9 protein-coding genes are annotated in these 14,772 nt (G+C 52.1%); 5 read left to right on the top strand and 4 right to left on the bottom strand.

Translation table 11 applies throughout. The features are described 5' to 3' along the window. Window positions 1-24: 24 nt before the first annotated feature. The 3 genes from nusB (at window position 25) to SH449x_RS06390 (ending at window position 3,798) form a co-directional block, all read left to right on the top strand. Window positions 25-528 carry a transcription antitermination factor NusB gene (gene nusB, locus SH449x_RS06400; RefSeq protein ID WP_482380496.1) on the top strand — a complete coding sequence of 168 codons (504 nt, stop codon included), beginning with the start codon at window positions 25-27 and terminating at the stop codon, window positions 526-528. Between the two features lie 75 nt (window positions 529-603). Beyond that, window positions 604-2,148, top strand: a complete 1,545-nt coding sequence (locus tag SH449x_RS06395; RefSeq protein WP_482380495.1) for an arylsulfatase — start codon at window positions 604-606, stop codon at window positions 2,146-2,148. A gap of 6 nt (window positions 2,149-2,154) precedes the next feature. Further along, the gene (locus SH449x_RS06390; protein WP_482380494.1) at window positions 2,155-3,798 is read left to right on the top strand and encodes an AMP-binding protein; all 1,644 of its coding nucleotides are present in this window, start codon (window positions 2,155-2,157) and stop codon (window positions 3,796-3,798) included. A 724-nt stretch (window positions 3,799-4,522) separates the two neighbouring features. On the opposite strand, the gene SH449x_RS06385 is transcribed toward SH449x_RS06390, so the two are convergent. From SH449x_RS06385 to SH449x_RS06370, 4 genes are all read right to left on the bottom strand, one after another. After that, window positions 4,523-5,794, bottom strand: coding sequence for an ABC transporter permease (locus SH449x_RS06385; RefSeq protein ID WP_482380493.1), 1,272 nt, complete (start codon window positions 5,792-5,794; stop codon window positions 4,523-4,525). Window positions 5,795-5,857: 63 nt separating this feature from the next. Beyond that, window positions 5,858-6,808, bottom strand: a complete 951-nt coding sequence (locus SH449x_RS06380; RefSeq protein ID WP_482380492.1) for an ABC transporter ATP-binding protein — start codon at window positions 6,806-6,808, stop codon at window positions 5,858-5,860. A gap of 217 nt (window positions 6,809-7,025) precedes the next feature. After that, window positions 7,026-7,709: a BMC domain-containing protein gene (locus SH449x_RS06375; RefSeq protein WP_482380491.1), complete on the bottom strand. Its 684-nt coding sequence runs from the start codon at window positions 7,707-7,709 to the stop codon at window positions 7,026-7,028. Window positions 7,710-7,752: 43 nt separating this feature from the next. Beyond that, window positions 7,753-9,699: a tetratricopeptide repeat protein gene (locus SH449x_RS06370; protein ID WP_482380490.1), complete on the bottom strand. Its 1,947-nt coding sequence runs from the start codon at window positions 9,697-9,699 to the stop codon at window positions 7,753-7,755. Between the two features lie 350 nt (window positions 9,700-10,049). Between SH449x_RS06370 and pilM the strand changes: the two genes are divergently transcribed. Together pilM and SH449x_RS06360 are read left to right on the top strand one after the other, a co-directional pair. Then, window positions 10,050-12,518: a type IV pilus assembly protein PilM gene (gene pilM / locus SH449x_RS06365; protein WP_482380489.1), complete on the top strand. Its 2,469-nt coding sequence runs from the start codon at window positions 10,050-10,052 to the stop codon at window positions 12,516-12,518. A gap of 143 nt (window positions 12,519-12,661) precedes the next feature. Next, complete coding sequence (locus SH449x_RS06360; RefSeq protein ID WP_482380488.1) at window positions 12,662-14,713, top strand: hypothetical protein; 2,052 nt, start codon at window positions 12,662-12,664, stop codon at window positions 14,711-14,713. Window positions 14,714-14,772: the final 59 nt, after the last annotated feature.

Raw genomic sequence — 14,772 nt, 5'->3', positions numbered from 1 at the left:
ACCGTAACCTCAGCTTTCCAACTTATGACTACGCGTCGACGCGCACGTGAAATCGCCCTCCAAGTCCTCTATGAAGAAGACCTAAACCCACTGCGTGAACACGAGATCGCGGATGAGTTTGTCGAACGTCGAATGCTGAACAACAAGCCATTGGTTGCTTTCGCAAAAAATCTGATCCACGGAGTTCGCGAAAATCGCGTGGAAATCGATCAAAGACTTGCGAAATATGCAGCCAATTGGTCGGTCAAGCGAATGACCACCATCGACCGAAACATTCTTCGTATCTCAGCGTTCGAGATGATGTTTGGGGACACACCAGGTCGCGTTTCGATCAACGAAGCGATTGAACTAGCCAAACGATACGGTAGTAGGAGCTCGAGCCAATTCGTAAACGGAATCTTGGACCGAATTCTTAAGGATGCTAAATCCGATTCCTCTCCTGCTGACACGACCGAATCTCAGTCCGCTGAGCACGAGGAACAAGTCGCAGAATCGTCAGCCGAAGAAGAGATTCCCTCGGCCAATTAGGCTGTCCGAATAAAGATTGGTTAGAATCAGGTGACGCGGGGACAGGTCACTCAACGTCTTACACTCATACAAACCATGTATGCACTACCAATCTGCACGAATCGTCTGTCATTTTTTGCCTTCGCCGCCGTCCTGATCGGCATGTTTGGTTTCGCGATTGAAGCAACTCACGCAACAGATGGGACGAACAAGAAACCAAACATTGTCTTTGTTCTCACAGACGACCAAGGCTATGGGGATCTGTCTGCGCATGGCAATCCCGTCTTGGCTACTCCTCATTTGGATCAACTGAGGAGCGACAGCTTTCGTTTTCTTGACTTTCATGTCAGCCCGACCTGCGCACCGACACGGAGCGCACTTTTGACTGGGCGGCACGAATTCAAAAATGGGGTCACGCATACTATCCTGGAACGCGAACGACTAACCCTGGACGCGATTACACTTCCGCAAATGCTTCAGGGGGCAGGGTATGCCACCGGCATCTTTGGGAAATGGCATCTCGGTGATGAAGACGAATACCTGCCCGGCCGTCGCGGTTTTGACGAAGTCTTTATTCATGGCGCGGGCGGCATCGGTCAGTCCTATCCCGGTTCGTGTGGCGATGTGCCCGGCAATTCCTATTTCGACCCAATCGTTCTCCACAACGATCAGCTAAAACAAACTAAGGGCTATTGCACCGACGTTTTTTTCGAACGAGCTAGCACATGGCTGGCCGAACAAGCAGCCAGCGAGAAACCCTTTTTTGCCTACATTTCGACCAACGCTCCCCACTCGCCCTATCATGCGAAGAAGGAAGACGCGGCCGTCTATCGAGACAAGGTCGCTAACGAAGATCTAGCCAACTTTTATGGAATGATCCATAACATCGACGAAAACGTAGGTAGATTGCGATCGCACTTGCAAAGGCTCGGTATCGAAAAGGATACATTAATCGTGTTCATGAATGACAATGGTACCGCTGTGGGACACACGGTATTCTCTGCCGGTATGCGAGGAGCCAAAGGATCGCCATGGTTGGGCGGAACTCGTGCCATCTCGTTCTGGTGTTGGCCTGAAATGATTCCCACGGGCGAGACCAGTGAGCTCACTTCCCACATCGACTTTCTATCCACAATTGCAGAACTAGCTGGCATCCCGTTGCCACAACAACTTCTTCAACAAATCGAGGGCCGATCGCTAGTTCCACTTTGGCAAACACCATCACCGAAGTGGCCGGATCGGTTCCTCGTAACTCACGTGGGGCGTTGGCCAAAGCATGCTAATCCAGACGAATACCGTTACTCAAATGTTGCGATTCGAAACACCCGTTGGGCCATGGTCAATCCAAATGGTGCTCCTCTCCAAGATGGCACAGTTCCCGCGTGGCAGCTATTCGATCTTCAAGAGGATTACGCGCAAACTAAGAATGTTGCAGTAGAGCACCCTGAGATTGTTCAAGAGATGCAGGTTGCCTACGATCGATGGTGGGGGGAGTGCCGAAGTCAATTAGTCAATGAACATGTGGTTGGGCCGAAGCTAAACCCTTTTGCAGTTCGCTATTGGCGTCAGTTTGGCGGTGAACCAACCGAAGAAGACTATCGACGCATGGATCCCGACCAAGGCTGGCCTCCAAGACGTTAGCCTCCTATGCCACACTCTCCCTTACCTATTGCGGAACGCGAGACGCTTCCTCGGCTTTACGATTATTGCAACAGAAACGCGAACGATTCGCCCAATACCATTTGCTTTCTAGATCGCGATGGCGACAACGGTGTGCTTACATGGAGCTGGGCAGACATCCATCGAGAAACTCTCATTGTTGCATTTAGGTTTCACGAGCAAGGTATCAAATCTGGTTCGCGCATCATAAATGGGATGAGGAATTCTCGCGAGTGGATACTCGTGGAGTTGGCGTGTTCGTTTTTGAACGCGATTCATGCTCCGATCGATCCTCGCATTCCGCTTGAGCAAGCCCGAGCGATGGTTGCCGATCTTCAGCCCGATTTGGTGATCGTCGACGATCAAGCTGACTTGGTATCGGAGAACGATCGTTGCTTGCATCTTTGTCGTCCCAACATCAGCGAATGGATCCAATCTTGCAGTACAAAATCATCCAAGCCGGGATGGGAACCAGAGGATTTTCATGGAAACTCGGATGATGTGTTTAGAAGCTTCTCCGAAACGGACATCGCGAATATCCTCTTTACCTCAGGCACCACATCGAGACCAAAAGGAGTGATGTTATCGCACCGCAATTTAGTGAGCAACGCGATTGCAAAACTTGATGCCATGCCTCAATTTGCCGCCGACCATCGCCTCAATGTACTTCCTTTCTCGCATGCCTATGCAAAGACCTGCGAGCTAGCGACTTGGTTGATCAGCGCCTCATCCCTGGAGATTCTAAATAGTAGTTCCATGCTGCTGGAGCGGATGAGAGTGGCTAAACCAACCCTCCTTAATGCCGTTCCAATCCTCTACATGCGGATTCACACGGAATGGGTGAAACGAGGGGGAGAGGCCCTTGCTCTTCACGAGCTGACCGGTGGGCGGATGCGTCAGTTGGCGAGCGGTGGAGCACCTTTGGAGCAAGCATTGCGTTCAGCGTTTGCAGAGGCGGGCATGCCCATCTATCAAGGCTACGGATTGACCGAGGCTGGACCTGTGGTTTGCTCCAATCGATCGGGAGCAATTCGAGGGGGGGCTGATCAACGTTTGAACGGTGTGGGGCCAGTAGTGCCTGGGATGGAGTTGCGGATAGATGACGACGGCAGGCTATGGGTTCGGGGAACCGGCGTTATGATGGGTTATTGGAATGATCCCGTAGCTACTCAAAACCGAATCATAGATGGTTGGCTCGATACTGGAGACGTGGCGGAGCAGGACGAGTCGGGATGTGTACGAATCCTCGGTAGAAGCGACGATACCATCGTGCTCGAGAATGGGTACAAGGTTGATCCTTTGACCACGGAACAATTGCTTTGCGGCATAGCGGGGGTACGTGACTGTCTTCTTGTTCCGAGTTCTCCAACCGGTTACGAAATCATCATCTTGAGCGACACCAATATCGGCCCATCGGACTGTGAAAGTATAAGGCGGCAGGTCAGTGAGCTACTAGCCGCTACTCAACCGGTTAGAGCCAATCGCATTTTGATTGCTAGTGATGACTGGACCGAAGCAAATGGTCTAAGAAATTTCAAAGGTGCGAAGCATCGAAGAAATATACGCAATCACTATGCCACGTCCACCATTCACACTTCTCCTGCTGGTTTAGGCGGAGACATTACTGACTAAGCCTATCTCTTATTCTGTCAAGCACTTCCCTTCTACATGCGGTCCAGCAACAGCGTTCCCCGGAACCCGTACATTCTGTGGTAACATTGATGATTTCCGGATCATGCCGACCGTAATTCCAGCCACACGTACATGTGCATCGGATTGTGATATTTCCACTTGGATCAAGCCCAACCGTGCCTCGATTTCCTAGGAAGTATAGGAGATTCAATCCATCACCATACCCAATCGGATCTCTTCCCAAGAAGCTCTCGGCTATCGGGCTCATCCATCTAGCACGGAAGTGATGGTCGGATGATCTGTCATACCCGAATTGTAGACGGTCAAAGAGGCGGATTGGTAGCTGGTTATTGAGATTTTTTGTGTTGTAGTGGACGAGGCCACGAGGCCAGATCGCTTCGCACGAATACGGCAGGAGTCCTATTGGTATAAGATCGGGCGGTCTCCAGTTCAAATGGCCTCATGGCCTCGTCCGCTACAAGAGCCGGAACTCATTTGCGTTCAAGTCAAAACAGGGCGCAGCAGGAGTCGTAGATTTGGGTCCAAGTGTTGGAGCCGTAATCGGTGTGGGTGGCGACTAAGCCGCGACCTTTGTAGGTCCAGTTTCTTTGGCTTGTTCCGCGTATTGTTAGGGATCAGGCTAACGCCGCAGGTCCTTCTGAATCTGCCGATCAAAGGAAGGGTTGGATCTGTTAGCGGAAAACTCCGGTGCATTGTCATGTTCTTATCCGTTTGGTCCAACTGTAACAGACAGACAACAGAACATTAGAAGCGTGGATACAATGGGAAGCCCATTTCCGTCGAATCGTTTGGTTAGAGACCATTTAAGGATGTCGACCCAAGTCGGCTCCTTGCCATAGAGCATGATGCCGGCTGCAAACACCCGACCGGCAATCGTTCTGAGAACGAAGATTCCCAAAAGCAGAAACAGGATGCTAGAAATGGTTTCTAGATAGCTTACTTCGCCCAAGATCATTCGCATGGGCATTGCAGTCGATGAGGCTCCCGGCAGGATGCTTAACGTTTTCATCATGGCTCCATCAGGCTTTGAGGCAACAAAACCGGCGGCCATCATTGGTAGCATGGGTAAGAATAGCAGAGATGTCCGCGAGGAGGTGTTGGGATCATTTATGACTGCGGCGACAGCTGCATAAAAGCAATTCCAAAAGAATACGCCCCCCAAATAGTAAACGAGCAGCAGCGGGACCAAATCCCAACGTTTCAATGCCCCAGGCAGTGCCACATCGATTCCGAGGAAGTTCGCAGCAGGTAGACAGATTAACCCGGTCAAGAATAAAAACGCCAAGGAACCAATGGCTGCCCCAGAGATTCCTAAAAGCTTGCCATCGATCCATGCTTGCGGACGGATGGCACTAACAACCTGTTCGGTCACACGCATCTGCTTCTCTCCGGTTATTCCGGTCATCATGTAGGCTAGACCGATCCAACTGGTGAGCAACATAGCGACCAACATACCGTATGCTATCATCCGATCCCCCTTGGAGGTCTCTCCTGCGGATAGAGATACGATGTCAATTTTGGATGGACTGAGCAGTCTTTCCACTGTGCCGATAGGAATTTGTGCATCGAGAATCTCCCATCGCAATTTTTCTGCCTCCACGATTGGTCGCAACTCCTCCAGCCAGGCAGGCTCTTTTCGCACAATCAGTTCCGCGACGAACCCCTCTCGAGAACTGGCGTTAATCTTGAGCAGTCCGTCAACTTTTCCAGCCTCGACCATTTGTTGCCACATGGCTTCGTCATTGGTACCCTCGGCTAGCTTAAGGTTCCCCTTGTCGGCAAAAGCAAAGCTATCGCTGGCACCGAGAACCGCCAGCTCGACTTGGCTCGTAGATTGCGATAATCTCATGGCAGCGTAACCGATTGCTGCACCGAAAATCATCGCTACAACGCCAATGAGTTGGTCCTTCCACTTGAAGTAGCGAAAAAATTCCCAGCGAGCCACTGTCAAACAAGGTTTCAGCCATGTCATCATGATATTGATCGGATCTGTTGATACTACAAAGAAAACAGCTTTTTTAAAAACAGGTTGAGTTCATTAAATCTCAAGGAGCTCTTCAGATACCTTCTTGCCATTATTGTTGACCGCCCGGAGATAAATTTCATGCAGGGACAGGTAGCCACCTCGGAAGTCGACTAGATCACCGAGTCGAGAAGCACGCTCGAGCCAGGTTGAAATTCGTTCTCGCCCTGTCAACGTAAGCTTTACGGTACAGTTAGCCTTTACTTCCAAACTTTCCAGTGAAGGATCATCCCACCATTGATTCACAGCATCGTTATCGACAGGGGTGGCGAATCGAAACTGAAGCGAGTAGCCTCCGTAATCACCCGCCTTTACATCATCAATCGTTCCCGAAACGATACGTTTCCCATGAGACAAAAGCAGAACGCGATCAGCCAAACGCTCCACCAGCTCGAGTTGATGAGCGCTGAGAACTATGGTCGTTCCTTCGTTTCTCAGTGAACCGATAAAGTCCACCATCAATTCTTGGTTGAGTGGATCCAAACCGGAGAACGGCTCGTCCAAAAAGGCGACGCGTGGTCTGTGAAGTACCGCAGCGGCCACCTGAACTTTTTGCTGATTGCCCTTGCTTAACGTTTCCAGTTTTTGGTCGAGGTAGTGCGATATTTCTAACCGCTTCGCCCACTCCTTGGCTGATTCCTTGGAATCATAGATCGACATACCTCGCAATTGTCCGAAGTACTCGAGAATGCGGCTTACTTTTTGATCCTTATAGAGCCCTCGATCTTCTGGAAGGTAACCGATCTCGGAGGGTTTCATTTGGGTTGGGATTCTGTTGTCGCCAAACCACCGTACCGCACCTTGATCGGGTGGTATCATGCCGATCATCATCCTAACCAAGGTCGATTTTCCTGCCCCGTTGGGGCCCAGCAAAGCGAATATCTCTCCGCTGTGAACTTCAAAGGAAACGCCATCGACCGCTCGGGTCGTCTGAAACGCCTTGCCCACTTCAACAACTCGTATCATTGTGCTTCTCTGGTAGCTGCTACGGGAATCGTATCAAAATACGTAAGAACGTTCATTAAATGAACGCCATCGCTACCTTATTGGCCGACGCGCAGCGTGAAACGGAGCGCGGAAAGTCGAAACTTTTTTGGGATTGCTTGATGGCGAGGGGGGGCGAATAACCAATCCCCCGTTCCCACCCCGATCTCGGAGAGCATTCTGCGAAGCGAAACTGCTGCTACTTGGGAAGCAGGCCTAAAGCTGCTGCGCTCGGGCGAGCGATAACGTGGCAAGCGATCAATTTACCCAGGCCTTCGATGCGGGGCTTGGCAGCTTCTACGGCGGCGTTGACGGCGGCGACATCTCCGCGAATGACAACGGTTACATAACCGCCGCCGAGTTTCTCTTTACCTACGACCTCGACGGAAGCGGATTTGCAAGCGGTATCGATCGCTTCGAAAACCGCCGTGAAGCCTTGCGTTTCGATGAAGCCGAGGGCCATAGTATTGGATGATGTCGAGGACATGGATTCAGAACCTAGTTCGTTGGAGGAAATGTTATGGGGAAGCTTCACGACAGACTGCTCGATAAGAGCATTGTATTCGGCAGGGCTAACGATGACATTCATCGCGTCGGGAGCGGGCCTGGGGAGTAGCAGTACGTGCGTGTTGCCTGAGGGCGAATGGGGGAAAAAGGAGGCTGCCGTCTTCGCACCTACATCGAGAGCGTTTTGGACATCGCTGATGCTCCCTTGGATTTTGATAATGGAACCGAGCATGTCATTCCACTCAGCTTGGATGACACGAATGGAGCTTGATTTTGCCATCGCGTCCAGTGCAACGATGGCTGCTGTCCAGCCTAAGGTTTCCAGGATACCGATGGCTGGTGAGTCGTAAGACTCGTCTGCCGCCAACGTGTCCAATTGATTGTTTTCTTGATGGGTGTTGATGGCTTCCTCGAGTGCTTTAGGGAGTGGACTGCGATTCTGATTTTAGGCGTGCTTCGAAGCGTTCCAAAGCTCTGCGCATGGTCGGTGAATGAGGTTTTAGCTCGACTGCTTTTCGTTGTTGTTCGACTGCGTCGGTCCAGCGACCTGCTGCGAAGTAGCAGTGTGCGAGAGTATCCAGCAATGCCGAATCGTTGGGGCGGGTCGCGACAGCCTGTCGACTAAAGGCAATGGCTTGTTCGACGTCGCCTTCGGTGTTTGCGACAGCCCAGGCATAGGAATTGAGTGCGATGACCAAATCATTTGTGATGGCTGCAAACTGGCCTCCGCCTATTTGTTTGGCGATGTCCTCCAATTCGCGAACTTGTAACCTTAGCAACTCGGTTATCTGTTTGTGTTTCGTCTGCCTGCGTTTGGATTGATCAGAGTCTGGCGTTAGTTTGTACATTCCTATGAGTGCATCGACATTGTCCGGTGCCAACTCCAAGGAGCGATAGAAGTGGTCAAAGGCCTCGGTAGGGTCACCAGAATCGAGAGCTGCGTCGCCTGCGTACAGATAGTAGAAGGATAGCACCTGTGAGGTTACGGTAGGTTGATTCTGCATTTGATCCCGAAACATCTTCTCGTTTTCATAGCGACTTTGGAATCGACCAAGTGTGTCGCGAGCATCCGAGTATCGCTCGAGAGAGTGTTGCAGCTCGCTCAATCGCAGTAAGCTGGTCAAAGTTGATATTAGTGTTAGGTCATCGTCTGCTGCCAATTTGAACTCTCGTTCGGCCCACTCAAACAGACCTCGTTCCGAAAGTTGTTCCCCGATGATCTGCCTCTTTTCTTTGGAGGATTGATTGCGGTAGCCGATGGCACCTTCAAGCCGAGTTCGGAGTAGATCATTTGCCTCGTCCACGCTTTCCTTCCACTCACTGCCATCAGCGGCAGATGGTTTTCCCTCCAGAGCGAGTTTAGCGATCCGCTCCGCGATCTCCTTTTTACCGGCTTGCAGGTAGCTTTCTGCAAGATAGTAGGACAGCGTCGGTTCACGCTTAACGATTCGATACTTGAGCTTGGAGTGCATGTGCGGAACCGCTTCATGAAACTTTGCACCGAGTGCCCACTGTGCGAATTCGATCGCTTTACTAGACTTGTCGTTAAGAGGAGAAGCATCGGAGAGCCCCAATTGGTCGACGAGGGACTTGGCGATGGCAATCGATTGTTCCCGAAGTTCTGGTTGACTCGCGCATTGTTCTGCGATCCAGCGGCCCAGATTCAAGAAAACGAACTCGTTCGTTTCCGGGGAACGAGTTTGAAAGAGTTTTGCTTCGCTCTCGATTTGCTCATTCCAAAAATCGAGATCGAATCGGTTCATCGAGTTGATATGTCGCAGTATCCACTTGCTGGATTGACTTTCTCCACCTTCGAGAAGAGCGGAGATGCGTTTTATCCGTAGATCGGCAGGTTGCCCCACCTGTCCTTTTGACTTCAGGACATGGATGGCGGCACGCTTGGCGAGTGCCGCGTTGGATTCGTAGCGAGCCAAACGGCAGAGCCCCGGGAGCCCTTCTTCCCGTTCCAAGCGGGCCAGTTCGTCGATGTGAATCGCCTTGCCATCGCTTTCGGATGCGGCAAAATTGCTGAGAATCTCTTTGACTTTAGGAGTGTCGAACTCACTCGTCCAAGAAAATTGATTGCTGTTGACCATGAATCTGGCCGTGTTGGCGATGTGCGGATCGGGGTGAAAGCTGGCCGCATTGAGTTGGTCGAGGGTCACATAGCCAATCCGTTCCAGTTCGAGTTTGGCGAGTTCTCGTTTCGAGTAGTTTGGATCCCCCAATTGTTCAATCAGCTTGCGGATCGTTTCCTTTTGGTCCGTTTTGGCCGGTTCGTCCGAGGTTGCCAAATTCGCGGTTCCAAACGTCAAATGGAAGAAACTCGCGACGAGCAGCCGACCGAGAGGTTTTCCGATTCGCATGACTGTATTCCTTACTATTTGTGGCACTTCACCCAGTTCAATTGTAACGGTTACAGCGGACCATTTCCTATTCCACTAGATCGGCGATGGAAGGAAAATCGATGATTTTTCGCATGGACAAAGTCCCAAAGACCGGATCCGAAGCCGTTTTCTACGATGTACCGGGGATTTTTTTGACACTGGGGGGGTGTATCCTGTAACATAGAGTGGTCCCTATACCCTCCGGACGAGAGCAACAGGGCGACGATGACTCATCAACTAATCTCAGAAAACTCAATCTGAAGCGAGACTGAAATGCGAGACCGGAAGTCCGGTAGCTCGCCAATGGTCTAGCAAAGGAGATTCGCACGATGGCGAAGAAACCACAACATGTTTGGGGGCTTGAAATTGGTCAAGCTTCTCTTAAAGCGATGCGATGCCACTTGGAAGGTGACCAGGTGATCGCTGATGTATTTGATTATGTTGAGTACCCTAAAATCTTGACGCAACCCGAGGCTGAGCCTGAGTTATTGGTTGCGGATGCGTTGGAGCAGTTTGTTTCACGTAACGATCTTCGGGGTGCGACGGTCGCTGTGAGTGCTCCCGGACAAAGCGGTCTGGCGAAATTCTTCAAGCCGCCACCGGTCGAGGTCAAGAAGATCGGGGATATCGTCAAGTACGAAGCCAAGCAACAGATCCCCTTCGATTTGAAGGACGTTATCTGGGACTTCCAGCAAATGGAAGGAGCTCAGGTTGAGGACGGCTACGCTCTCGAAAGTGAAGTCGGCTTGTTCGCCATGAAGCGAGAAGCCGTTTTCCGCAATCTGAAACCCTACCGGGCAAAGAACATCGACATCGATTTGGTGCAGCTCGCGCCGATGGCGTTGTACAACATGATTGCCTATGACCGCTTTGCTGAGTCGCTGGCCAACGACACCTTCGATCCTGATGCGCCTCCTAAATCCCTGGTTGTGCTTTCGATAGGAACCGATGCGAGCGATCTAATCGTTACCAATGGATTCCGCGTATGGCATCGGAACATTCCGATCGGCGGGAACCACTTCACCAGACAGCTCACCAAGGATCTCAAGCTTACCTTTGCAAAGGCCGAGCATCTCAAGAAGAATGCTTTACAAGCGGATGATCCGAAGCTCGTTTTTCAAGCGATGCGGCCAGTTTTCAACGACTTGGTCACCGAGATTCAAAGGTCTCTGAACTTCTTCCGAACGGTCAACAAGAAGGGGGATTTCGACGCGTTGGCTTTGTTGGGTAACACGGCAAAGCTGCCCGGGCTCGAGCAGTTCTTGAACAAGAATCTCGGGATTGACGTATCAGTCGTCGACAAATTCCCGAAGCTCGACGGGGTCGAGGTAACGGGAGCACAAGCGTTCAAAGAGAATCTGCCCGCGTTTGGGGTGGTCTATGGTCTCTGTTTGCAGCAACTTAAGAGAGGCCCGATCCGAACCAATCTTCTGCCTCGCGAGATTTTGATTGATCGCGTCATCCGAGAGAAGAAGCCTTGGACGGTCGGTGCGCTGTCCATTCTGCTCGCGTCCATGGTCACCTATCATGCTTCTAAAGGTCAGGCCCTCGGGGTTGTGGCGGAGCCTCGATGGGCTTCTGCTGAGACGAGCGTAACCAACATGAAGCGAACTTCGGACAATGAGATTGCGACGGATGGCAAGCTAATTGGCCAGGTCACATTGTTGAGCAATGTCGGCAAGGAAATAAGCTCTGGAGCGAAGAGGCGCGTTCAAACTCTCGAGCTCTTGAAGATCGTAGAGGGAGCCAAGCGGCAGGATTTGACGGATACCGACAAGACTCCCGAAGAGCTGCCGTATCCCAATCGATTAGATTTTCACATTACATCGATTGATCAGAAGTATTTGGACGATCTATCAACATGGTTTACGTCAGATGTGAAGGCTAAGTACACGGATGGTGTAAAAATCCGACGCAAGTTCTACGACCCTAAGAATCTCGAGAAGCCAGTTCCCGAGCCTAGCGAACTTAATGGACCGGGTTGGGTCATCGAAATTAAAGGGTTCCATTATCACAACGAGTACGAAGGGGGGCCTTTGCTTCGTGGGGAGGAAGGCCAAGATCACGTCTGGCGATACATGATTGAGTACTTAGAGAACGGCGAAATCAATATGCCGATTTCTGATATGACGGGGATTGAACCCAAGGAGAACTTCAAAAAGCCAAAGCCTGGTTTTACGGCAATTCGGGATTTTGGTATTCGAATGCCTATCGTTCGAAGCGTTAAACCGATCGACAAAACGTACAGAGAGCCCAACCCCAAATTCCAAGAGTTGCTTGCCGAATGGCTGCAGGAGCAAGGAATCAAGGGAGCCGGTGCTCCCCCTGGCGGCGGATACGGAAGCGGGGCTGGTGGCGGCATGGGGCCTGGTGGCGGCATGGGAATGGGCGGCGACATGGGTGGCATGGGCGGACCGGGCGGAGGCTACGGCGCGGGTGGCATGGGACCTGGCGGTGGCATGGGAATGGGCGGTGACATGGGTGGAATGGGGGGACCCGGCGGAGGCTATGGCGCGGGTGGTATGGGACCTGGTGGCGGCATGGGCGGCGGCATGGGAATGGGCGCTTCTGGTCTTAAAATACCTGAAACCCTTAAGGATAAAGATGGTAAGGAGGTTGCCAAAGACTTTCCTGCTCCGCTTTGCGAATTCGTTGTTCAGTTCGCCTGGAAGCCACGATTTGAGACAGAGGGGGGAAGTGCTGCTGGCGGGCTTCCGATGCTCAGTGAAGACGAGACAGCCTCGTCGGAAGATGGTGCGACGTCAGTCGCGCCTGGCTCGTCTGATGCGGATGATTAATCGGATCGAGTTAGAGACAGTTAAAATTGAACGCGTCTCCCTCGCGGGGCTGACGCAAGACCCAATAACCTTCGGAATAACCTGAAACCAAAAATCCAAATCGAAGTCATAACCTACGGAACTTCGGGGCGAGGACGATAATCATGGCAGACGTAAAAAAACAGTTGGAAGTTGTAGTCAAGCACCAATTTTGGATCCTTTCTGTGTGCTTTCTGCTCCTGGCGGGTATTACGTTTTTTCTTGTATCCTCAGCGTTATCCCAGAAGATCGATGAGCGAACTACTGCCATAAAGGGTAAGTTCTCAGACGTCACAACCGTGCGCGGTAAGGTACCGAAGCATCCTAACGAGTTCTCGCATCAAAAAATGCGAACTCAAGTCCAGGCCATGCACAGAGATTTGCAGCAAGCTTGGACACTGCAATACGAGAAGCAGAAGGACCTTATTAAGTGGCCGAGGAGCGCATTCGCTTCGGAAGACACAGCGAGAATTTTCGAATCACTCAAACCTGTTGAAAAGTACGTCGACTTCCCTATCGTTGATTCAGAACTCAAAGGAGATCTCGCAAGGATTACCGCATCTGACCGCCGGGTTTATCGCGACTACATTGCACCCGTTTTCTCCAATATCACCAAGCCGATCAAAACGGAGTGGAAGGCGAAGCTCGTAGCGGGAGGTGGGGCGGGTATGGGCGGATATGGAGGTGGAATGGGAGGCCTTGGTGGCGGAATGGGAGGGCCCGGTGGCGGAATGGGGCCCGGTGGTGGAATGGGAGGCGGTGAGGGTGATGGTGGATATGGCGATGGTGGATACGGTGGCGGTTACGGAGGAGGGACTGCCGGCGGAATGGGGGCAGGAGGGCCGGGCGCTGCCGGACCGGGCTCAAAGGATCTAGTTCGCTGGAGTCAGTCTTCACAGCAAACGCTTCTCGGGCAGATCGTTCCCTGGTACTCGTTGAACAGAGCGACCTCCATACTCGAGATTTATTATACACAAGAGGATATTTGGTTGCTCGACAATGTCATTCGAATCATAGCTGCCACCAATGAAGGGGCGGTCGAGAACTTTCAGGCGTCAGTAAGAGAGATTGAATGGATTCGGATGGGTAAGCATGCAAAGCGCGATGGAGGCGGAGGAGCTAGCGGTGGAATGGGCGGTTATGGTGGCATGGGAGGCGGTGGGATGGGAGGCGGAGGTGAGGATGACGGCGGGAGTAGCACTGGAATGACAATGGGAATGGGGGGCCAGGGGGCTGCGGGGTCAGGTTCCTCCATGGATCCAGGCGACAATCGGTACATCAGTTTTGCACAAGAGACGTTTTTTCAAGAAAGAACAGGAGAAGAACTGAGATCTTCTCTCAAAGATCCCAACGGCAGCAACGCTGTAGACGCTGTCGCTAAACGAGTCCCGGTTCGCTTTCGAGTGAAAATGAATCCAGAGCGAATTTCTGAGCTTATTGTTCAGTGTGGCAACGCACCATTTATGTTGGAGGTCTATCAAGTTCGCGTCAATGCGTCAGGTAGTAGCATGGCTGGCGTCGGGGGCTCGGGAGGCGGTGGAGGAATGGCGCCCGGTGGTGCCCCAGGCATGGGCCCAGGCATGGGTGGAGGCATGGGTGGAGGCATGGGTGGAGAGGGTGAGTCGGGGGGCGATTATGGTGGAGGCATGGGAATGGGAGATGGAGGTGGCGATTACGGTGGAGGCTATGGAGGTGCCCCGGGTGGCGGTCTCGGGGGTGGCCCGGGCGGCGGTCTTGGAGGTGGTATGGGCGGTTACGGCGGTATGGGAGGAGCTCAGGCAGCATCACGAACGAGAACATCCCCTGTTGAAGAGGTCCCTGTAGAAATCTATGGTCTCGTTTATCTCTACAACCCTCCACTCGATTTGAGTGGAATTGAGCTTGGGCAAGAGGAGAATTCGACTACCAGCGAGCCGCCCTCAATTGCGGCAGGTGTTGCTGGGGACGGAGCAACAACGGATGAGACGGGAAATCCTGACGCCAATGGCATTCTGCCTAGCGATAACGAAGCGAATCCAGGGAATGATGCTGGAGTAGGCACCGAATCTGAAGCAAGTCAAGAGGCTGGAGGGGCTGAAGAAAAATCTGGCTCGGATGGTGTTTCCGATTTGGATACTGGCGGAGACGCCCCTCCTCAATCGGAATCGGCAGGCAGCCCTGGGACCCCTGGGACTTGATAAAGTATGGCGTGGGTAACTTTCACCCACAGGATCCGTCGCGATTTTTTTGCGACTGG

It is taken from the genome of Brakhagea baltica, assembly GCF_052161605.1.
In the GTDB taxonomy this organism is placed as follows: Bacteria; Planctomycetota; Planctomycetia; order Pirellulales; family Pirellulaceae; genus JBKCUI01.
The sequence above is the reverse complement of the archived record's forward strand: the minus strand, read 5'-3'. Positions and strand labels throughout refer to the sequence as shown.